Origin of the sequence: Serratia sp. KG1D, assembly GCF_037150675.1 — a bacterium.
Taxonomy (GTDB): domain Bacteria; phylum Pseudomonadota; class Gammaproteobacteria; order Enterobacterales; family Enterobacteriaceae; genus Serratia; species Serratia nematodiphila.
The window spans coordinates 1,685,610-1,707,511 of sequence record NZ_JBAGIH010000001.1; the positions used below are offsets into that span (position 1 = coordinate 1,685,610).

Annotated in this window: 15 protein-coding genes; 9 read left to right on the forward strand and 6 right to left on the reverse strand. The window is 60.7% G+C overall.

The annotated features are described in order from the left end of the window. Nucleotides 1-412: 412 nt before the first annotated feature. Nucleotides 413-1,687, forward strand: coding sequence for a Glu/Leu/Phe/Val family dehydrogenase (locus tag WFM45_RS08270; RefSeq protein WP_004937972.1), 1,275 nt, complete (start codon nt 413-415; stop codon nt 1,685-1,687). A 68-nt stretch (nt 1,688-1,755) separates the two neighbouring features. On the opposite strand, the gene WFM45_RS08275 is transcribed toward WFM45_RS08270, so the two are convergent. Beyond that, entirely contained in the window at nt 1,756-2,745 is a 990-nt protein-coding gene (locus WFM45_RS08275; RefSeq protein ID WP_213928994.1) for an ankyrin repeat domain-containing protein, read from the reverse strand. A gap of 334 nt (nt 2,746-3,079) precedes the next feature. Between WFM45_RS08275 and WFM45_RS08280 the strand changes: the two genes are divergently transcribed. From WFM45_RS08280 to WFM45_RS08310, 7 genes are all read left to right on the forward strand, one after another. After that, nucleotides 3,080-3,649, forward strand: coding sequence for a DJ-1/PfpI family protein (locus WFM45_RS08280; protein WP_033633016.1), 570 nt, complete (start codon nt 3,080-3,082; stop codon nt 3,647-3,649). Between the two features lie 182 nt (nt 3,650-3,831). Beyond that, a complete protein-coding gene (locus tag WFM45_RS08285) occupies nt 3,832-4,992 on the forward strand; it encodes an efflux RND transporter periplasmic adaptor subunit (protein WP_269814190.1) in 1,161 nt (386 codons plus the stop codon). After that, complete coding sequence (locus WFM45_RS08290; RefSeq protein ID WP_121976737.1) at nt 4,989-8,162, forward strand: efflux RND transporter permease subunit; 3,174 nt, start codon at nt 4,989-4,991, stop codon at nt 8,160-8,162. The genes WFM45_RS08285 and WFM45_RS08290 overlap by 4 nt, the downstream gene beginning before the upstream one ends. Continuing rightward, nucleotides 8,146-9,624 carry an efflux transporter outer membrane subunit gene (locus WFM45_RS08295; RefSeq protein WP_336955108.1) on the forward strand — a complete coding sequence of 493 codons (1,479 nt, stop codon included), beginning with the start codon at nt 8,146-8,148 and terminating at the stop codon, nt 9,622-9,624. The genes WFM45_RS08290 and WFM45_RS08295 overlap by 17 nt, the downstream gene beginning before the upstream one ends. Nucleotides 9,625-9,685: 61 nt before the next feature. Next, the gene (locus WFM45_RS08300; protein WP_049277844.1) at nt 9,686-12,241 is read left to right on the forward strand and encodes a heavy metal translocating P-type ATPase; all 2,556 of its coding nucleotides are present in this window, start codon (nt 9,686-9,688) and stop codon (nt 12,239-12,241) included. Between the two features lie 12 nt (nt 12,242-12,253). After that, on the forward strand, nt 12,254-12,724 hold the full coding sequence (gene cueR, locus WFM45_RS08305; RefSeq protein WP_033633013.1) for a Cu(I)-responsive transcriptional regulator: 471 nt from the start codon (nt 12,254-12,256) through the stop codon (nt 12,722-12,724). Nucleotides 12,725-12,794: 70 nt separating this feature from the next. Next, nucleotides 12,795-12,995, forward strand: a complete 201-nt coding sequence (locus WFM45_RS08310; protein ID WP_048323538.1) for a heavy-metal-associated domain-containing protein — start codon at nt 12,795-12,797, stop codon at nt 12,993-12,995. Nucleotides 12,996-13,009: 14 nt separating this feature from the next. On the opposite strand, the gene WFM45_RS08315 is transcribed toward WFM45_RS08310, so the two are convergent. The 5 genes from WFM45_RS08315 to WFM45_RS08335 all read right to left on the reverse strand — a co-directional run bounded on the left by WFM45_RS08315 (nt 13,010) and on the right by WFM45_RS08335 (nt 20,505). Next, nucleotides 13,010-13,363 carry a DUF1493 family protein gene (locus WFM45_RS08315; protein ID WP_004937980.1) on the reverse strand — a complete coding sequence of 118 codons (354 nt, stop codon included), beginning with the start codon at nt 13,361-13,363 and terminating at the stop codon, nt 13,010-13,012. Between the two features lie 155 nt (nt 13,364-13,518). Next, nucleotides 13,519-14,961: an efflux transporter outer membrane subunit gene (locus tag WFM45_RS08320; RefSeq protein ID WP_336955114.1), complete on the reverse strand. Its 1,443-nt coding sequence runs from the start codon at nt 14,959-14,961 to the stop codon at nt 13,519-13,521. Nucleotide 14,962: 1 nt separating this feature from the next. Beyond that, on the reverse strand, nt 14,963-18,100 hold the full coding sequence (locus WFM45_RS08325) for an efflux RND transporter permease subunit (protein ID WP_164123815.1): 3,138 nt from the start codon (nt 18,098-18,100) through the stop codon (nt 14,963-14,965). A 1-nt stretch (nt 18,101) separates the two neighbouring features. After that, the gene (locus WFM45_RS08330; protein WP_336955116.1) at nt 18,102-19,244 is read right to left on the reverse strand and encodes an efflux RND transporter periplasmic adaptor subunit; all 1,143 of its coding nucleotides are present in this window, start codon (nt 19,242-19,244) and stop codon (nt 18,102-18,104) included. 124 nt (nt 19,245-19,368) lie between these two features. Then, nucleotides 19,369-20,505, reverse strand: a complete 1,137-nt coding sequence (locus tag WFM45_RS08335; protein ID WP_235363423.1) for an MFS transporter — start codon at nt 20,503-20,505, stop codon at nt 19,369-19,371. 344 nt (nt 20,506-20,849) lie between these two features. Between WFM45_RS08335 and WFM45_RS08340 the strand changes: the two genes are divergently transcribed. Continuing rightward, entirely contained in the window at nt 20,850-21,899 is a 1,050-nt protein-coding gene (locus WFM45_RS08340) for a DAPG hydrolase family protein (RefSeq protein WP_060559688.1), read from the forward strand. Nucleotides 21,900-21,902 lie beyond the last annotated feature (3 nt).

Here is a 21,902-nt window from a genome sequence, read left to right on the forward strand (position 1 = left end):
TGGTGGGTAAACACTACAATATCAAATGGTTATACTTTCCCTTGTGCAACAAAAAAACGACGCCGGAGCCGTTTTAACATTAATTTAACTCTGGCGAGGGGAAATGCCATTGTCAACATGGCAGTTAAATAAAATGAAACTTTTTGATCACATTCAAGCTTCTGAAAAATAGATAAAAAGGGTTTTTATGCGCTTTATATGCATAAATTATGCATGTGATCGCTCACCGCCGACAAAAAGTAATTAACTATTCATTTATCGCTCTGCAGGCGGCGAAAAACCGTCCGCTGGCCCGATGAGAGGGGGGCTAACAACCGGCATAATTAGTGGTAAATTTAGCGTCGCAAAGTGTTATGCGCTTGCTAATCCACGGTTAAACGAAATAAATACCTCTAATATATAAAGGTTGGTTATGGAAAAGCTATCCTACGCTTCAGACAGCAGCACCACCGCTTGGGCTACATATCTGCAACAAATCGATCGCGTCGCCCCTTACCTCGGCGACCTGTCACGCTGGGTTGATACGCTGCGTCACCCTAAGCGCGCTTTGATTGTCGATATCCCGCTGCAGATGGACGATGGCACCATCCGTCACTTCGAAGGTTTCCGCGTACAGCACAACCTGTCGCGCGGGCCGGGCAAAGGCGGCATCCGCTTCCACCCTGACGTCGATCTGAACGAAGTGATGGCCCTGTCCGCCTGGATGACCATCAAGTGTGCCGCGGTCAACCTGCCGTACGGCGGCGCCAAGGGCGGCATCCGCGTCGACCCGTTCAAACTGTCTGAAGGTGAACTGGAGCGACTGACCCGCCGCTACACCAGTGAAATCGGCTTCATCATCGGGCCACAGAAAGACATTCCTGCGCCGGACGTCGGCACCAACGCCAAAGTGATGGCCTGGATGATGGACACCTACTCCATGAACCACGGCACCACTATCACCGGCGTGGTCACCGGCAAACCCATCCACCTCGGCGGCTCCCTGGGCCGTGAGAAAGCGACCGGCCGCGGCGTGTTCGTCACCGGCAGCGAAGTGGCCAAGCGTCTGGGCGTGCAGATCGAAGGCGCCAAAGTGGCGGTACAAGGCTTCGGTAACGTGGGCAGCGAAGCGGCCCGTCTGTTCGTCGGCGTCGGCGCGCGCGTCGTCACCATCCAGGACCACTCCGCTACCCTGTTCAACGCCGACGGCATCGACCTGGCCGCGCTGACCGAATACCAGGCCAAGCACAAGCAGATCGCCGGTTTCCCTGGCGCCAGCGAGATCGAGAGCGAAGCGTTCTGGTCGGTCGACATGGACATCCTGATCCCTGCGGCGCTGGAAGGCCAGATCACCCGCCAGCGCGCCGAAATCCTCAGCGCCAAACTGGTGCTGGAAGGGGCTAACGGCCCAACCTTCCCAGAAGCGGACGACATTCTGCGTTCCCGCAACATCACCGTGGTTCCGGACGTTATCTGTAACGCCGGCGGCGTAACGGTCAGTTACTTCGAGTGGGTGCAGGACATGGCGAGCTACTTCTGGAGCGAGTCCGAGATCAACGAGCGCATGGACAAGATCATGACCGACGCGATGGTCCACGTCTGGAACAAGGCGGCCGAGAAAGAGTGCAGCCTGCGCACCGCCGCTTACATCGTGGCCTGTGAGCGCATCCTGACCGCACGTAAAGAGCGCGGCATCTACCCAGGTTGATACCGGCTTATTTGGCCTGCGAACGGGCCATTTTATCAGGGGGCGAAAGCCCCCTTTTTCGTTTTCACCTATTTTTGAAACAAGGCCACGATTTCTGGCGAATACAGGTCGGGATATTTTTCTGCCGCCCCGAGTATATTCTGACGAACCGTTTTACCTTTTACGCTTGGATCTGCTGCCACATACTCTGCCGGGAAGGCCAGCGCATCTTTATCAGCACCCGCAGCCAACAACGCCTTGACGCAGTCAGGATTATTGCTGGTCAGGCTTTCCAGCAGCGGTGTGCCAACAGGCCAGGCCTGTTGCTGGGCCGGTTGGGCATCGATAGAGGTTCCGGGTTTATGCAACAAGGCGATACGCTGCGCCGCTTGCGGGTCCGGCTGGCCGTCCTGGGAAGAATCCCTCGTGCAAACAAAGTGCAAAGGCGTTGATCCTACCTTGCTCACGCCATAAGGATCTGTACCGGCGGCTACCAGCAGTTTGATGACCTCCAGATTAGCCGCCCCTTCCCCCATTATCGGTGAGAATCCTTGCGGGGTAACCTGCTTGGCATCCGCACCAAATTGCAGCAACAATTTCACCAGCGCGGGTGCGGCTCCTTGGCTTTGGGCGGCGGCAATAAGCGGTGTATTAGTCCCCCCTTGCGCAATGACATTGGTATTGGCACCCGCTTTTAGCAAGCTCTGTAAAATGTGAAGGTCATCATCGGATAATTCAGACTTGTCCGTATTTCCCAACGCTGACAACAATACGGTTTCTCCATTGTCACTGATGGCTTGGTTCACATTCACCGACATATCAAGAAAACGATCGAGCAGCGCCGGCTGTTTGTAATAGGCGGCATACCATACCGTTTGAATAGTGGGGTGAGCGCCATTTTTTATCAGTTCATTAATGGTGTCCATATCGCTACTACTCTTAGAGTAAGCATACGTCATTACCGACTCATCCAGTTTTTGGGTGAGCTCCTCTTGTTCCCCAGCGTGTGCTGCAACCGAGCTTCCCAGCAGGCTCAGCGCCAGTGCGCAGGCTGTGGCACAGCGTTTTAAAATAGGCATTTTCTTGTTCCTTCAAAATAATAAAAAATTAAATAAGTGCTTTCCATTATTACGCAATGGTAATAATCACAGAATTCTTATGTGTTCGTATGAAGCGTGCTAGCAGATTTCCTTTCCATTTAGTGGGGAGCCGTTTTTCTATCATAGGAAACAAACGAAAATCAAATTCATTACTGATTAGATCGCCAAGATAATTATGGCCTTTATTCTTACCAAGAAAGTCAACTCAATTTTTACGCTTTTGTATCCTGTATTCCACAGCACTTTGCGGTTCGCATTCCAAGGGGGGCTGGGCTATACCTTAGGCATTCCCCCTCCTGCAGGAGTTGTGATCATGAGCAAGAAAAAGATCCTGATGCTGGTCGGCGACTACGCCGAAGATTACGAAACCATGGTGCCGTTTCAGGCATTGCAGATGATCGGCCATTGGGTGGACGCCGTGTGCCCCGGCAAAGCCGTCGGCGACTATATCCAGACCGCGATCCACGATTTTGACGGCGCGCAGACCTACAGCGAGAAACCCGGCCACCGTTTCACCCTGAACGCCGACTTCGCCGCCGCCAAAGAAGAGCACTACGATGCGCTCTTGATCCCCGGCGGTCGGGCGCCGGAATACCTGCGTCTGAACCCCGACGTGATCGCGCTGGTACAGGCGTTTGACGCCGCGAAAAAACCGATCGCCGCCGTTTGCCACGGCCCGCAGCTGCTGGCGGCGGCCGGAGTGTTGAAAGGCCGCACCTGCAGCGCCTACCCGGCCTGCGCGCCGGAGGTGCGGCTCGGCGGCGGTCATTATGCGGAGATCGGCATCGATCAGGCGCACGTCGACGGCAATCTGGTCACCGCCCCGGCCTGGCCGGCGCATCCGCAGTGGCTGGCGAAGTTCGCCGAGGTACTGCAGCAATAAACGCGCAACCTCGTACCGCTCTTGCGGCACGAGGTTATTGTCACTCGTCATGCGGGTATCAGCGACCGCACTATCGCCCCGCCCTAAATCGCTTGACCTTGCCAACGTTGGAAGCCGGATAACGCAGGATGAGCTGCTGCTACGCAGTAAATTCCACAGTCGACGTCGGTAGAAAAGGTCAAATGATGAAAGCTAAAACTCTCCTCTCGACGGCAGCGGCGGTAAGCATCGCTTTCGCCGTCGCCGGGTGCAACGACAGCGCACCGTCCGCCACCGCACCGCCGCCACCTGCCGTACCGGTGGCCGAGGTGCTGGTGCGTCCGGTCACCCCTTTTGTCGAATTCAGCGGTTCCCTGACCGCCGTCCAGCGCGTTGAGCTGCGGCCGCGGGTCGCCGGGTACATACAGGCCGTGAACGTCCCTGAAGGGCGCGTCATTGAAAAAGGCCATCCGCTATTTCGTATCGATCCGCGGCCCTTCCAGGCGGCGCTGGACGCTGCAGCGGCGCGACTGCAAGAGGCCGAAGCCACCGCTACGCTCGCCCAGGCCGACTTTGCGCGCGCCCGAACGCTGTTCAACCAAAAAGTCATCGCCCGCGAGCCTTTCGATGCCGCCACTGCCGCGATGAATGTGAGTAAGGCTCGGGTCAACGCGGCAAAGGCGGCGTTGACGGCGGCGCAATTGGACATGACGTTTACGCGCGTCACCGCGCCAATCGCCGGGCGCGTCGGGCGGACGCTCATCACCGAAGGCAACTATGTCGCCAGCGGCGTCACGGCGCTCACCACCATCGTTTCCGTCAACCCACTCCACGTCTACTTTGACGTCGATGAACGCACCTATTTGCAATCGCTGGCCGCCTGGCGCGATAAGACGGCAACGCATGAGATCAAGGTCATGACGGCGTTGATCGGCGACAAAACGTACTCACGTCCCGGCCGCGTCGACTTTATCGCCAATGCTGCCGAACGGACGACCGGCACGGTACGCCTGCGCGCGGTAATCGATAACCCCGATGGACGGCTGTCCCCGGGGCTGTTCGCCAAGATCAAGCTGGAAACCGGCGCACCACAGGCGAAGGTGTTGATTGCCGATCGGTCAATTGGCACCGATCAAAGCCGTCGTTATGTCCTGGTCGTCGATAAAAACAACAAGACCGAATACCGCCCGGTAGAACTTGGCCCGGTTGTTGATGGGATGCGCGTGATAGAGCGAGGGCTGCAACCGGGAGAACGCATCGTGGTGAAAGGGCTGGTGCGCCCCGGCATGGCGGTCACCCCCCGCCCTACGATGATTGACGGCACGCCGGCGACACAACCGAACACGATGGGAGATGCGACATGACATTTCCCCGCTTCTTCATCAAACGCCCGATCTTCGCCATTGTTCTTTCCATCTTGACGTTGATCGCCGGCATCGTGGCGCTGTTCCAATTGCCGCTGAGCGAATATCCGGCGGTCACGCCGCCCACCGTCCAAGTGACCGCCTTTTACCCCGGCGCCAACCCGAAAGTGATCGCGGAAACGGTGGCCACGCCGCTGGAGCAAGCCATCACCGGCGTTGAAGGCATGCTTTATATGTCTTCACAGGCGGCGACCGACGGCCGAATGACGTTGACCGTCACGTTTGCGCAAGGAACGAATGCCGACATGGCGCAGATCCAGGTGCAAAACCGGGTGGCGCGCGCGTTACCCCGGTTGCCTGCAGAGGTGCAGCATCAGGGCGTGGTGACGCAGAAAACCTCACCGGACATCCTGATGGTGGTGCATCTTCTGTCGCCCGACCAACGCTACGATCCGCTGTATATCTCGAATTACGCTTACCTGCAGGTTCGTGATGAGCTGTCCCGTATTCCGGGTGTCAGCGATGTCCAGGTTTGGGGAGCCGGCGAATACAGCATGCGGCTCTGGCTGGATCCGGATTTGATCGCCGCACGCGGGCTAACCGCCGGCGATGTGATCGCTGCGGTGCGCGAGCAAAACGTGCAGGTGGCGGCCGGTTCCGTCGGTCAGGCGCCCGACTCCAATGCCGCATTTCAGGTTACGGTCAATACCCTGGGGCGGCTGGCCGATGAGAAACAGTTTGGCGATATCATCATCCGCACCGGCAGCGACGGCCAGGTGACCCGCTTGCGCGACGTCGCCCGTATAGAAATGGGCGCCGATGCGTATGCGCTGCGCAGCCTGCTCGACGGCGAGCCGGCCGTCGCGCTGCAAATCATTCAGAGCCCGGGCGCCAACGCGCTGGACGTCGCTCGGGCGGTCAGAGCGACCGTCAAACGCCTGGAAAGCGACTTCCCTGCCGGGCTCAGCTCACGAATCGCCTATGATCCGACGGTTTTCGTGCAGGCATCGCTCGAATCGGTGGTGACGACCCTGCTGGAGGCGATCCTGCTGGTGGTGATCGTGGTGGTAGTGTTCCTGCGTAGCTGGCGAGCCTCGCTCATTCCGCTGCTCGCGGTGCCGGTCTCGCTGGTCGGCACGTTCGCCATCATGCATTTGATGGGCTTCTCGCTCAATACGCTGTCCCTGTTCGGTTTGGTGTTGTCTATCGGTATCGTCGTCGATGACGCTATTGTGGTGGTAGAGAATGTCGAACGGCACATCGAAAACGGTAAAACGCCGCAGCAAGCCGCACGGCTCGCCATGGATGAAGTCACCGGGCCGATCATCGCCATCACCTCAGTGCTGGCCGCTGTGTTCATTCCAACGGCGTTCCTGAGCGGTTTACAAGGGGAATTTTACCGTCAGTTCGCATTGACTATCGCCATTTCTACCCTGCTGTCGGCGCTCAATTCCCTGACGCTCAGCCCGGCGCTGGCCGGCTTGCTGCTGCGGCCGCATCCGGCGGAACATCGCGCTCCCGGCCGTATTCAGCGTATCGTGCAAGCCGCCGCCCGGCCTTTCCAACGCGCGCCGGACGCGTATGCCAATGCCGTGCGTAAAACGGTGCGCGTCAGCGGCGTGGCGCTGGCCATTTACGGCGGGCTGCTCGTTCTGACGTTTTTCGGCTTCCAGGCCGTACCGCCGGGCTTCGTGCCCATGCAGGATAAGTATTATCTCGTCGGCATCGCCCAATTGCCCAACTCGGCCTCGCTGGATCGCACCGATGCGGTCGTTAAACAGATGTCGAAGATCGCGCTGGCGGAACCCGGGGTGGAAAGCGTCGTGGCCTTTCCGGGACTGTCTATCAACGGCTTCGTCAATGTGCCGAACGCCGCCGTGATGTTCGTCATGCTCGATCCGTTTAAAGAACGCGCCACGCCCGATCTGGCCGCGTCAGCCATCGCTGGTCGGCTGCAGGCGAAGTTCGCCGACATTCCCGATGGTTTCCTCGGCGTATTTCCGCCACCGCCCGTCCCCGGTCTCGGCGCCACCGGCGGATTCAAGATGCAGGTGGAAGATCGCGGCGGCGCGGGGCTTGAGTCTCTGGTTGAGCACACGCGGCTCCTGATGGTGAAAGCCACCGAATCGGGACAGATCGCCGGTCTGATGACCAGCCTGGACATCAATGCGCCGCAACTTGATGTGGTTATCGACCGTACGCAGGCGAAAAGTCAGGGTGTCAGCCTGGCGGATGTGTTCGAGTCGCTTCAAATCTACCTCGGCTCGCTTTACATCAACGACTTCAACCGATTCGGCCGCACTTACAAGGTGACCGCCCAGGCCGATGCCAACCATCGCATGCAAGCGGAAGCCATCGGCCGACTGCAGGTGCGCAACGCGGCCGGTGACATGCTGCCGCTGTCTTCCTTTGTTACCGTGACGCCCGGCTCCGGCCCGGATCGCATCATCCGTTACAACGGCTACCCATCGGCCGATATCTCGGGCGGCGCGGCGATAGGTGTCAGTTCCGGTCAAGCGGTGGCCTTGATGGAGCAACTGGCAAAAGAGACGCTGCCGGAAGGCATGACCGTCGAATGGACCGATCTCACCTATCAGCAAAAGCTCGCGGGCAACGCGGCGCTGTTCATTTTCCCACTGTGCGTACTGCTCGCTTATCTCATTCTGGCCACGCAATACAACAGCTGGCTGCTGCCTTTGGCCGTACTGCTGATCGTGCCGATGTGTCTGTTGAGCGCCATGATTGGCGTCTGGCTGTTGGGGGGCGACAACAACGTTTTCGTGCAAATAGGCCTCATTGTGCTGGTCGGTTTGGCCGCCAAAAACGCCATCCTGATCGTCGAGTTTGCCCGCAGTCTGGAGGATGAAGGTGCAAACACGCTCGAGGCGGTGATTAAGGCTTGCCGACTGCGGCTAAGACCGATCGTGATGACTTCGATCGCGTTTATTGCCGGCGTCATTCCGTTGATCTTCGCCAGCGGTGCGGGTGCGGAAATGCGCCATGCCATGGGGGTTGCGGTATTCGCCGGCATGCTGGGCGTGACCTTGTTCGGCCTGTTCCTGACACCGGTGTTTTATGTGGTGATCCGCGGCCTGACGGCGCGATTCGAGCAATACCGTACCAAAGGCAAAGCCAGCGTAAGGAGCGAGTCTGATGAGAAATCTTCGTAGAACCTTTTTATTGCCGCTGAGTGCGATCGCCTTGTTAACCGGGTGTGCGGCGGTCGGTCCAGATTACTCGCCGCCCGCCCCCCGGCCTCTCTCCGGCTTCGGCCCGTCGCCGGCGGGACTCGGCGCCGGCGATGTCGAGATCGCATGGTGGCGCATCTTCGACGATCCGGCGCTCACCGAATTGATTCGGCGCGCGTTGGCGGCGAACCATGATGTCGGCATCGCCGTCACCCGGTTGGACGAAGCCAAGGCCCTGTTGCGTGAACAACGGCGGGATTTCCTGCCGCGCGGCGACGTCGCGTTGAGTTATGAGACGCGTCGACGGGGGGAGGCAGAAAAAATGGCCGCCCAGCCGCGCCAGGCGGAAACCTACCGCGGCGCGCTTGACGCCGCATGGGAAATCGACCTCTTTGGGCGCGTTCGGCGCTCGGTTGAACTCGCTCAGGCGCAGGCGGGAAGCCGTGAAGCACTGCTGCGGGGCGTTCAGGCGGGCGTCGCCGCCGAAGTGGCCGCCACCTGGTTCGAACTGCGCGGTGTTGAGGCCGAACTTAAGGTGGTCGCCGACATCAACCAAAGCCAGCGTGAAAGCCTGGCGCAGATTGAAAGACAAATGCGTGCCGGCGTCGCCAGCGAAGTTGACCGATTGCGCGCCGAGGCGCTCTTGCTCAGCGTCGAAGCGACGACGCCGGAACTGGAACGCCGCCGATCCGCCGCCGTCAACGTATTGGCGACGCTGCTTGGCGAAACGCCCCAAACATTCCGTCCTCCGGCCACCGAACGGGAGAGTCAGCTGCCTGCGCTGCGGGCTATCGCCGTGGGTACGCCCGGCGCCCTGCTTGCCCGGCGCGCCGACATTGCGGCGGCGGAGCGGGAGCTGGCCGCGGCCACCGCCCGGATTGGCGTTGAAACAGCGGATCTCTACCCGCACGTTGAGGCGCGAGGCTCGATCGGACTGGTCGCCGGCAATCTCGATGCGATAAATGGCGCCGGCGTGCTGTCCGGCTTCATCGCGCCAATCATTCGTTGGTCATTTCTTGATATCGGCCGCGTGCGCGCCCGGATCGCCGCCAGCGAGGCGCAGGCGCGACAGGCGTTATTGATTTATGACCAGACGGTGCTGCGTGCGCTGCGTGAAACGGATGATGCCTTCAAAGCCTACGTCGAAGCGGCCGACCTGCTTGCGCTGCGGTTGCTCGAAGCGGCGTCGAACCGCGAAGCGGCGAGGCTCTCCCGGCTGCGCTTTGCGGCGGGTCAGGGCATTTACCTGGAGGTTCTCGAAGCCGAACGGGCCGACTTCAGCAGTCGGCGGGCTGTGGCGCACGCACGCACCCGGCAACGGCTTGCCGTGGTGAGCATCTATAAAGCGCTCGGTGGTGGCTGGGAAGTGTGCGCAACGGCGATGAGCGACTGCCGCGGCGCAGGTAATTCGTCCATAGCGAAAAAAGTTGACGGTAAACCTTGACCTTCCCGCGATGGGAAGCTCTAGCCTTTTGATACCCGTTACTCTTTTAAGGGCTCGTAACATGAACGCATCCAATACCCACTTACCTCAGCCTTCGTCCGCGCGTCTGAGCCTGCCGGTTGCAGGCATGACGTGCGCCTCGTGCGTCGGGCGCGTCGAGCGTGCCTTGAGCGCGATTCAGGGCGTACAGGCGGCCACGGTCAATCTCGCGACCGAACGCGCCGACATCACGTTCAACGGACAGGCCGATCCGCAGGCCGCCGTTCGCGCTATTGAAGGCGCCGGCTATACGGTGCGAGAGGAAACCGTCGAACTGGCGATCGAAAACATGACCTGCGCCTCCTGTGTCGGCCGGGTGGAGAAAGCGTTGGCCCAGGTTGCCGGCGTGATCGAGGCCAATGTCAACCTGGCGACCGAACGCGCGCGGGTGCGCTATCTCGCCGGCACCGTATCCGCAGGCGATCTGGAAGCCGCCGTCACCCGTGCCGGCTATACGTCTCGTCGCTTGACGGCGGATAGCGCCAGCGCGGACGACCAGGCCGCCGAACAGCGCGAAAACGAGGCGCGCGCGTTGCGGCGCGCCCTGTTCGGCGCCGCCCTGTTTACCCTGCCGGTATTCCTGTTGGAAATGGGCTCGCACCTCATTCCCGCCATACATGAGTGGGTCATGCAGGTGTTGGGCGCGCAGACGAGCTGGTATATCCAGTTTGTCCTCACCACCTTGGTTTTATTTGGCCCCGGCCTGCGCTTCTTCCGCAAAGGCGTTCCGGCGCTGCTGCGCGGCGCTCCCGATATGAACTCGCTGGTTGCGGTCGGCACGGCGGCGGCTTACGGCTATTCGCTGGTCGCCACCTTCGCCCCCGAGGTGTTGCCGCAGGGCACCGCCAACGTCTATTTCGAGGCCGCCGCCGTCATCGTCACGCTGATCCTGCTCGGACGCGTGCTGGAGGCACGCGCCAAGGGGCGCACCTCGCAGGCCATCAAACGGCTCGTCGGCCTTCAACCCAAGGTCGCGCGCGTCCAGCGGCATGGCGGAACGGTCGAAATCCCTCTCGAGCAGGTGGTTACCGGCGATGTGGTGTTCGTCCGGCCGGGGGAGAAAATCGCGGTGGATGGCGAGGTCATCGAAGGCGCGTCTTATGTCGATGAAAGCATGATCACCGGTGAACCGGTGCCGGTCGAGAAAATCGTGGGGGCCGACGTGGTCGGCGGCACCATCAACAAAACCGGCGCGTTCAGTTTCCGGGCGACAAAAGTCGGCGCGAATACCGTCCTGGCGCAAATCATCCGACTGGTGGAAGAAGCGCAGGGTTCCAAGCTGCCGATTCAGGCGTTGGTCGATAAGGTCACCATGTGGTTCGTTCCTGCGGTGATGGCCGCTGCGGCGCTGACGTTCCTGGTCTGGCTGGTCCTCGGCCCCACCCCGGCGCTGACGTTCGCACTGGTCAATGCGGTCGCGGTGCTGATCATCGCCTGCCCTTGCGCCATGGGGCTTGCGACGCCAACCTCGATCATGGTCGGCACCGGGCGCGCCGCCGAACTGGGCGTATTGTTCCGCAAAGGTGAGGCTCTGCAGGCGCTGCGCGATGTCAGCGTTATCGCTCTCGATAAAACCGGTACGCTGACCAAAGGCCGCCCGGAGCTGACCGACCTCGAACCCGCAGAGGGCTTCGACTATGACGAGGTGTTGGCCCTGGTCGCCGCGGTCGAGACGCGATCCGAACACCCCATCGCCGAAGCGATCGTCGCGGCGGCAAAACAACGTGATCTCACGCTCGCCATCGTCGACAGTTTTGATGCCGTACCGGGTTTCGGCGTCTCGGCCAACCTCGGCGGCCGGGCGGTTTCCGTCGGCGCGGATCGCTTCATGACACAACTCGGGCTTGATGTGACAAGTTTTCGGTCCGTCGCCGAACGCCTCGGCGCCCAAGGGAAAAGCCCGCTTTATGCCGCCATCGACGGCCGTTTGGCTGCGGTGATCGCCGTTGCCGATCCGATTAAGGAAACATCGCCGGAAGCCATCGCGGCATTGCATGCGCTCGGGCTCAAGGTTGCGATGATCACCGGCGACAACGCCGCAACGGCGGCGGCGATCGCCCGGCAACTGGGGATTGATGAAATCGCGGCCGAAGTGCTCCCCGAGGGCAAGGTGGCGGCGTTGAAATCCTTCCGCAGTAGCGGCGCGAAAGTCGCCTTCGTCGGCGACGGCATCAACGATGCGCCTGCGCTGGCGGAAGCGGACGTTGGGTTGGCTATCGGCACAGGCACCGATGTGGCGATAGAAGCGGCCGACGTGGTGTTGATGTCGGGCGATCTGCGCGGCGTAGCGAACGCCATTGCGCTCAGCCAGGCGACGATCCGCAACATCCAGCAGAACCTGTTTTGGGCCTTCGCCTACAACGCCATACTGATCCCGGTGGCGGCGGGCCTGCTCTATCCGTTGAACGGCACGTTGCTTTCACCGATCTTCGCCGCCGCCGCGATGGCGCTTTCCAGCGTCTTCGTTCTTGGCAATGCGCTGCGGCTAAAACGTTTTCACGCGCCGATGGCCGTCGAGAGCCGCGCTGCAGCGGTGGCAGAAGCAGCGCACCCCACCGGGATATCGGCATCATCGTAACAGGAGGACAGGATGAATATCGGACAAGCCGCCAAATTATCCGGCGTTTCGGCGAAGATGATTCGCTATTACGAGCAAATAGGCCTGATCCCGAGAGCGGCTCGCTCCGATGCGGGATATCGCCACTACGGTATGCCTGAGGTGCATAGCCTGCGTTTTATCCGGCGTTCACGCGACCTGGGTTTTTCCGTTGAACAGATATCTGCATTGCTGCTGTTGTGGCATGACCGCGAACGCGCCAGCGCTGATGTTAAAGCCGTAGCGCTGTCGCATATCGCGGTGCTGAAAACCAAGATTGCTGAACTGCAGTCGATGGCGCAAACGCTGGAACGCCTTGCCGGCCATTGCCGCGGCAATGCGCGCCCCGACTGCCCTATTCTGGCCGATTTGGCGGAGCCGGAAACCGCCGCCATACCGCGCCAAACGCCGCGTTTCGGGTTGATACGCGAGCCGAAACCACGGCGGCTGCGTGAATCGCCGTAAAAAGAGTTTGCCCCTGCCATGCTGGCAAGCTTTACCGTTATCAAACACCGTAATCGACGAGGAGAGTAAAATGATTCGTTTTCATATTCCAACCATGACCTGCGGCGGCTGCGCCAAATCCGTCACCCGGACGCTGCTGAGCGTTGACCCGCAGGCTCGCATTCAAACCGAGCCGGCCAAACGGGAAGTGCTCATCGAGAGTCTGTTGCACAGCGATACCTTCATCGCCGCGCTGGACGAAGCCGGTTTTCCTCCGGCCGAGGCGGATTAAGCGCTGCATCAGGCTTAGCGCAATTGTTCGATCAGAAAATGGATGTCGTACAGCCAGCGTTTGGCGCGCGCGGAGCGCACCAGCATAGACACACACAGCGGCCGGGTGTGTTCTTTACAGGCGGAGGGAGAAAACCAGCGCCCGGTATTGCTCGGCGGCTGGAAATACAGCTCGTGGTTATAGTTGCCGCTGTCGACGCCGAAGGTGTCGAAGTAGCGGCGCATCAGCGTGTTGGAGTCGCTGAACGACAGATTGAGCACGGTATTAATCTCGGTTTCCGGGGTGATGGCCACGCCCTTCTGCAGCCGCCCTGATGCGTTGAAGGCGGCGATAAGCGCGATGACCTGTTGCTGAATGTCTTCTGCCATGACGACCTCGAGCCGATATGAAGAAAAAGTGAGTGCAATTATCTGTCTGACTCTGCCCGCCGCGGCGAGTTCGGGCCGCCGCGCGGGTTTTCCGTTTCTTTACACTTTCCATAAAAAACGCGCGCAGCCAAACGCCCGGCGCGCGCGGTCGAAGGTTAGCGGCTGAGTGTCGTCTTGTCGGCGATGACGCCATCCCCCTGCCGCTCGGCGGCAACCCCGCCGCCCAACACTTTATACAGGGTCGCCTGATTGTCGTACGCAGTCTGCTGTGCGGCGATCAGCGACTGCTGCGCCGTATACAGCGTGCGCTGTGCGTCCAGCACGGTCAGATAGCTGTCCACGCCCTGGCGGTAACGCAGTTCGGCCAGACGATAATATTGCTGCGCCGCCGCCACATAGCCGGTTTGCGCCGCCAGCTGCTCCCGCAGCGTGGCTTTGCGCGCCAGCGCGTCGGCGGTTTCCTGAAATGCCGTCTGCACCGCTTTCTCATAGGTGGCGACATACAGCTCTCTCTGCGCTTTGCTGTAGTTCAGTTGCGACGTGTTATAGCCGCCGCTGAAAATCGGCAGGCTGATGCTCGGGGCGAATGACCAAACGCCCGCGCCGTGGCTGAACAGCGACGAGAGTTCACCGCTGCCCACCCCGCCGCTGGCGGTCAGGCTGATCGACGGGAAGAACGCCGCCCGCGCCGAGCCGATATTGGCGTTGGCGGATTTCAGGTTATGCTCCGCCTGCAGCACGTCCGGCCGCGTCAGCAGCACCTGCGAAGAAACCCCGGCCGGCAGGTCGCGCATGATCCCGCTCAGCGCGTCGATGCCGCCGGGCAGCAGGTTTTCCGGCACGCTTTGCCCCACCGCTAAATCCAGCGCGTTTTTCGCCTGCGCGGCGCCGGTCGCATAGCTGGCGGCGTCCGATCGCGCCTGTTGATAAACGGTCTCCGCCGACGCCACGTCGACCAGCGACGAGATGCCGTGCTGCTGGTTTTTGCGCGTCACCTCCAGCGACCGTTTGGCGCTTTCCATCGTCTGCTGCGCCACCGCCAGATTGCTGCGCTCGGCCGCCACCGCCACCCAGTCGGTGACGATGTCGGCGATCAACGTCAGGCGGGTGCTTTTCGCCGCCTCCGAGTTCGCCAGATAGGTTTCGAACGCCGCCCGCGACAGGCTGGCGTTTTTGCCGAACAGATCCAGCTCAAAGGCGCTGACGCCGGCCTGCGCTTCGTAACTCTGGCTGATGGCGGTGGCATTGCCGTTGCCGGTCAGCGAACGCCCGCGACTGCCGTCGGCGGTGGCGTTGATCGTCGGCAACAGCGCTGCTCGCTGCTCACCGTACAGCGCGCGCGCCGAGGCGATATTGGCGATCGCCTCGCGCAGATCGCGGCTGCTGCTCAGCCCCATCGCCACCACCTGGCGCAGCCTGGCGTCCTGCACATAGTCGCGCCAGGCGACGTCCGGGTAGCTCAACGCCTGCTTGCCGGCGGCCTCGCCCTGCGGCAGGTTGGCGGGCACCGGCGCCGCCGGGCGCTGGTAGTGCGGATCCAGCGACAGACACCCGCTCAGCAGCAGCGGTAAAGTTAACATCATGACTCGTTGCAACACGTTATTCTCCTGCCTGCGACGGCGAGTTGGCGGGCCGCCTGGTAAACATACGGCGCACCAGCACATAAAACAGCGGGACGAAAAAGATCGCCAATGCGGTGGCGGTAAGGGTGCCGCCGATAATGCCGGTACCGATGGCGATGCGGCTGTTGGCGCCGGCGCCGCTGGATACCGCCAGCGGCAGCACCCCGGCGGTAAACGCCAGCGAGGTCATCAGGATCGGCCGCAGGCGCATGCGCGCCGCGTGAACCGCCGCGCCAATCAGCGTTTCACCGCGCTGGTGCATTTCCTCGGCGAACTCGACGATCAGAATGGCGTTTTTTGCCGACAAACCGACGATGGTCAGCAGCGCCACCTGGAAGTAGATATCGTTCTCCAGCCCGCGCAGCGTGATCGCAAGCAGCGAACCGACGATGCCCATCGGCACCACCAACATCACCGCAAACGGAATCGACCAGCTCTCATACAGCGCCGCCAGGCACAGGAACACCACGATGAGCGAAATGGCGTACAGCGACGATGCCTGGCCGCTGGTCAGCCGCTCCTGATAGGAGAGCCCGCTCCAGGAATAGCTGCTGCCGGCGGAGAACTTCGCCGCCAGTTTCTCCATCTCGCTCATCGCCGTGCCGGAACTGACGCCGGCGGCGCCCTGCCCGGTGATCTCGAACGACGACAGCCCGTTATAGCGCGACAGGTTTTCCGGGCCGTAGATCCAGTGTGAGGAAGCAAAGGCGGAGAATGGCGTCATGCTGCTGTCGCCCGCCGCGTTGGTGCCGCGCACAAACCATTTGTCGAGATCTTCCGGCTTGGCGCGATACGCTACGTCGCCCTGCATATAGACTTTTTTCACCCGGTTGCGATCGATAAAGTCGTTGACGTAGGTGCTGCCGAACGCGCTGCTGAGCGTGCTGTTGACGTCGCCGGCGCTCAGGCCGAGCGCCTGCAGTTTGCCGCTGTCGATCTCCACCTGCAGCTGCGGCGTGTCCGGCAAGGTGTTGGCGCGCACCGCCAACAGCGACGGATTGCCGGCGGCGGCGGCGACGATCTGATCGCGCATCGCCTGCAGCTCGGCGCGGGTGGTCGCCCCTTTGGCCTGCAGTTCGAAGGTGAAGCCGTCGGACTGGCCGAAGCCGTCGATCGCTGGCGGGCTCATGGAGAACACCTGGGCGTCGCGCAGCGAGGCGAAATGCGCCATGGCGCGCTTGGCGATGGCGTCGGCGGTGTTTTCACTGCCGCCGCGTTGGCTCCAGTCTTTGAGGCTGACGAACGCCATGCCGGCGTTTTGCCCGCTGCCGCTGAAACCGAAGCCGTTGATGGTGAAAATAGTGCTGACGTTGGCCTTTTCCTGCTCGAGGAAATAGGCGGTGACCGCCTCGCTCACCGCCGAGGTGCGGGCATTGGTGGCGCCGGCCGGCAAGGTGTACTGCACCATCACCGAACCCTGATCCTCATTGGGCAGGAAACCGGTCGGCAAACGCAGATACATCACGGCGGTGGCGATCAGCAGCAGGCCGTACAGCAGCAGATAGCGCGTCGGCCGGTGGATCACCCCGCCGACCTTGTCGGCGTACTTCTCCTGCAGCCGGTTATAACCGCGGTTGAATTTACCCAGCAGCCCTTTGTCGGTCTGTTCTTTATGCGTCGATTTCAGCAATGTGGCGCACAGCGCCGGCGCCAGCGTCAACGCCAGCACCACCGACAGCACCATCGAGGAGACGACGGTGATCGAGAACTGGCGGTAGATCACCCCGGTGGAACCACCGAAGAACGCCATCGGCAGAAACACCGCCGACAGCACCAGCGCGATGCCGACCAGCGCGCCGGTGATCTCGCGCATCGATTTCTCCGTCGCCTCGCGCGGCGGCAGCTTATCTTCACGCATCACGCGTTCGACGTTTTCCACCACCACGATGGCGTCGTCCACCAACAGCCCGATCGCCAATACCATGCCGAACAGCGTCAGGGTATTGATCGAGTAGCCGAACGCCGCCAGCACGCCGAAGGTGCCCAGCAACACCACCGGCACGGTGATGGTCGGGATCAGCGTGGTGCGCAGGTTTTGCAGGAACACGAACATCACCACCACTACCAGGACCACCGCTTCGAACAGCGTTTTCACCACCTCCTCGATCGAGATGTTGATGAAGTCGGTGCTGTCTTTCGGGTAGGCCACCTTATAACCCTGCGGCATCGCGCTTTGATATTCCGCCACCTTGGCCTTTACCAGCTTGGCGGTGCTCAGGGCGTTGGCGCCCGCCGCCAGCTTGACCGCGATCCCCGCCGCCGGGTGGCCGTTGAGGTGCGCGCTGGCGGAGTAGTCTTCGTTGCCCAGTTCAACCCGCGCCACGTCGCCCAGCCGCACCAGCGCACCGCTGCTGTCGCTTTTCAGGATGATATTGCGGAACTGTTCCGGCGTTTGCAGCCGGGACTGCGCCTTCACCGTGGCGGTCAGCTGCTGGTCGGCGACGGCCGGCAGATCGCCTACCTTGCCGGCGGACACCTGGGTGTTTTGCGCCTCGATCGCCGTCTGCACGTCGGAAGGCATTAGCGCATAGCTCGCCAGCCTGGTCGGATCCAGCCAGATGCGCATCGCGTATTCCGAGCCGAACACCTGCACGTCCCCCACGCCCTCGATGCGCGACAGCGGATCCTGCAGGTTGCTGACCAGATAGTCGGAAATGTCGGCCATCGTCGCCTTGTCGGTCTCGTCATACAGCCCGACGATCAGCAGAAAGCTGCTCTGGGATTTCTTGACCGTCACGCCTTGGGCGGTGACCGCGCTCGGCAAGCGGCTTTCCGCCTGCTGAACTTTGTTTTGCACCTGCACCTGCGCGATATCCGGATCGGTGCCCTGATCAAAGGTGACGTCGATGCTGACCGAGCCGCTGGAGCTGCTGGTTGAAGAGAAATACAGCAGGCCATCCAGCCCGGTGAGCTGCTGCTCTATCACCTGGGTGACGCTGTTTTCCAGCGTTTCCGCGTCCGCGCCCGGGTAGGTGGCGGAGATGGAAATCTGCGGCGGTGACACGTCCGGGTACTGCGAGATGGGCAACGAATTGATCGACATCAGGCCGCACAGCATGATGATGATGGCGATCACCCAGGCGAACACCGGGCGGCGGATAAAGAACTGCGCCATATCACTGCTCCCCGCGTTGGGCTTTGTCGAGCGAGACGGCGACCGGCTTCACCGCCGCGCCGATCGTCACCTTGCTGGTGCCTTCGACGATCAGGCGATCGCCCTCGTTCAACCCGCTGCCGATCAGCCAGTTGCTGCCCACCACCCGTTCGGCGGTGACGGTGCGCTGCGCCACTTTATTTTGCTCGTCCACCACCAACGCGGTGGCTTCGCCCTTGGCGTTGCGGGTGATGCCCTGCTGCGGCGCCAGAATGGCTTTGGGATCGACGCCGTTATCCACCGTGGCGTGGACATACATGCCGGGCAACAGTTCATGTTCGGGGTTGGGGAACACCGCGCGCAGCGTGACCGAACCGGTGGCCTCATCCACCGCCACCTCGGTCAGCTCCAGCTTGCCGGCGTGGGCATAAGACGTGCCGTCCTCCAGCTTGATGGCGACCGGCGTGACCGCGCCGCGCTGTAACGCCGCCTGCTGGCGTCGCAGCTTAAGCAGTTGGGCGCTGGACTGGGTCAGATCGACATAGATCGGATCCAACGCGCGGATGGTGGCCAACGCATCGGTCTGGCTGGCGGTGACCAGCGCGCCCGGCGTCACGGATGAGATGCCGATGCGCCCGGCGATGGGCGCACGAACCTGGGTATAGCCGAGATTGATGCGCGCCGTCTCCAGCGCCGCCTGATACTGCGCCACCGACGCCACGGCCTGCAGATACGCGGCTTTGGCGTCGTCTGCGTCCTGTTTGGAAACGCCGTTTTCTTTCACCAGCGCCGCATAGCGCTGCGATTTGAGCCGGGTGGATTGCACCGTGGCCTGGGCGTTTTTCAGCTGGGCGGCGGCCTGATCGTAGCTGGCCTGATAGCTGGCGGGATCAATTTGATACAATACCTGCCCGGCTTTCACCTCGGCCCCTTCGGTAAACAGCCGCTGCTTGATGATGCCGTCGACCTGCGGCCTCACGTCGGAGGTCATGGTGGCGTTGACCCGGCCGGTCAGCTCGCTGCTCAGGGTCACCGACTGGCCGCGCAGCGTGACCACGCCGACCTCCCGTTCACCGCCTGCGCCCGTCGGCGCGCCGGCGTTTTGCCCATCGCAGCCGGCCAGCAACAGCGACAGCCCCAGCGCTAAAAGCGTTTTCCTCTGCATTGCAATACGATCCTATTGAGAATGACTATTCTCAATATATCGAATGCCGCAATGCGCTTCTGAAAGGGTTGCGTAAGGATTGCGTAAAATCTTTTCGGGCTGGAAAACGCGCAGCGCGGTGGGTTTACCCTAATCTGCGCGCAAGCGTCAGCGCCAAAACCGTGGCGATGCTGATACCCGCCGCTCCCAGGAAAACGGCGGATGAACTGCCGGGAATGAACGCCATAAAGGATGACAAGAACTGGCCGGAGAAAATCGCCATCGATAAATAGGCCAGATTTCGCCCCCGGGTGCGGGGGGAGCTTTGTTCTACGGTCATATGATTAACCAACGGCACCGAGAAGCCGAACCCGCATCCCATCAGAATGCCGCCGGCAACAAATGCCGCAGTGCCGTGCGCAGAGGCGAAGAGCAGATGCGCTGCGGCATAACAGACAAACGCCGCGCCAAGCGCGCCGTTGTCTCTGAGTAAAGCCACCAACCTGGGCATCAGCGCGGCGGCAAAAACGGCGATAAGCGAGATAAACGACAGGAAGTATCCCGTTTGCGCCGCCCCGATATTCATGTGGTGGAAATGCTGCGGGATGACAATGATCCCGGTGAAGAAGCAGATCATGGAAAGCACAGCGGAAAAATAGACCGCGGTTAATCTGCCGGCGCCGGTGGAAATGGCATCACCGCGCTGAACGTTGTCTGATTCGCCCACATCGGACTGGGGTTTGGGCACAAACAGCAACTGCATCGCCAGCAACACCCAGGCGACAAGATACAACAGGAAGGGCCAGCGCCAGCCGAGCGTCGCCAACAGTCCGCCGATAAACAGAAAGATGACGCCGCCCAGCTCGATCGACATGCCTTGCGAAGCGATCATTTTCAAGCGCGCCTGCCCGCTGTAAAAAGCAGAAATCAGACCGGTGCCGGCTGACATCACGATCGCCGTGGCGCCGCCAAGCAGCAGGCGGTCGAGCATCACCGGCCAAAAGCCGCGAAGCAACAGCCCCCCCGCCCCAAGCAGGCCATACAACAACAGCCCCCAGCTGAGCGCCGCGTAAGCGCCCGCCTTGTCAATAAAACGTCCGGCAAAGGGGCCAAATATCACCACGCCCAACGACGGCACGGTGACCAGCCAACTGGCCGCGGAAGGCGTGCCCAACTGGCTCGCGATCTCCGTCAAACCGGGAACGATCACGCAACCGACCATGATCGTCAGACAGGCCACGGCCAAGAGCGTAAACGCCGCCATTTTTCTTAATTCATGCATAGAGTGCCTCACTGAAATATCCGATATATGGATATAACATCCACAATTCGGACGGTATTCTTGAGGCTTCTGCCCAACATGTCAACGCGCAAACTGTAAACCGAATGTCAATCCTACCCTGCCAACGTCGGCAACCCTCCAGTTATTACCTGCAATGGCTGGCAGGCGCTTTTTGGCAATCCATGCGCTTTGTCACTCAATGAGCGTTGACATCGCCCACATCCGGCAACAGAATAATAACCATTATTCGGATGAATGATCCATCATGCGGATAATTCAGAATCAATATCAACCACACCACATCTCGCTGCCGTCAAGTCGGCGACAACCTAAGTGAGGATCTCATGAGTAAAGAAATTTCACGTCGTAATATCATCAAGCGCATTCCGCTGTTGGCTGGCGGCGCCTTGCTTTCTCAATCCCTGCTGTCTTCCGCCATGGCGGCGCCATCATCCGCCCTACCGGCGGCGGCGCGGAAAGGCGCGTTTACTGATGCAGGCGCATCGCTCGATAAGTCATTGATTTCCTACTATCAGGTGCCGATGCAGAAACGCTTGAAGATCAATGAGAAAGGCATTCAGGGCAAGCCCTACGCCGAGTTCTTCGACAGCAATCTGGATGCGCCCGTAGAGATGATCCGCGCGCTGGAACAGGGGCCGTTGGCAAAAGAACACATCCTTCAACCCACGAAAGCGGGCCTGAAAACCCTATTGGAACGTTTTGACGAGTTTCCGGTATCGGGTTACGCCGTCGTTGAGGATGGCGGCCCCTGCGCCTATGCGCAAAGCCGCCATATTTTTCCGGGCGTGACCACGGAGATGTTCAAGTGGTGGTTCTGCTGGCACCCGATCGAGAGCGAACGCTATTATCTGTGGTTCCCGCATGCTCATATCCACAACTCGGTTGTCGATCCCAAGCGTCTGGCGGATACCCGTCTGTCCTACGCTGAGCGGCTGTACGGCAACCCGAACCACATTACCGAGTACATTGGCGATAACTATCTTGACGGCGTTATCCATTTTAATGCGCCGGAAAGCTTCGGCGTCGAGAGCGAGTTGCTCAAAAAGCATCGCTTTACCTTTAACGCCAGCGGCATCATCACGCCTTATGATGCGCAATCAACGCCGCTGGTGTTGATGATTCATCTGGGTCGCGACACGCCGCAAGGGATGGAAATGGTCAACCGTTACTGGATCGGCACGCATGAATCCTGGGATAGATTCGATAAGTTCCCGGACGGCGGAAAACGCTCCCGCGAATACATCACAAAAGCGGGGATGACGAAAGCGTCGCTGGAAGGCTTTGCTTATGAAATGGCCGTCCACGATATGACGGAGTTTTCTTCGCTCGGCCGTTTCCTGCCTGAAATTTATGCCCGGTTCGGCAACAGCTGACTG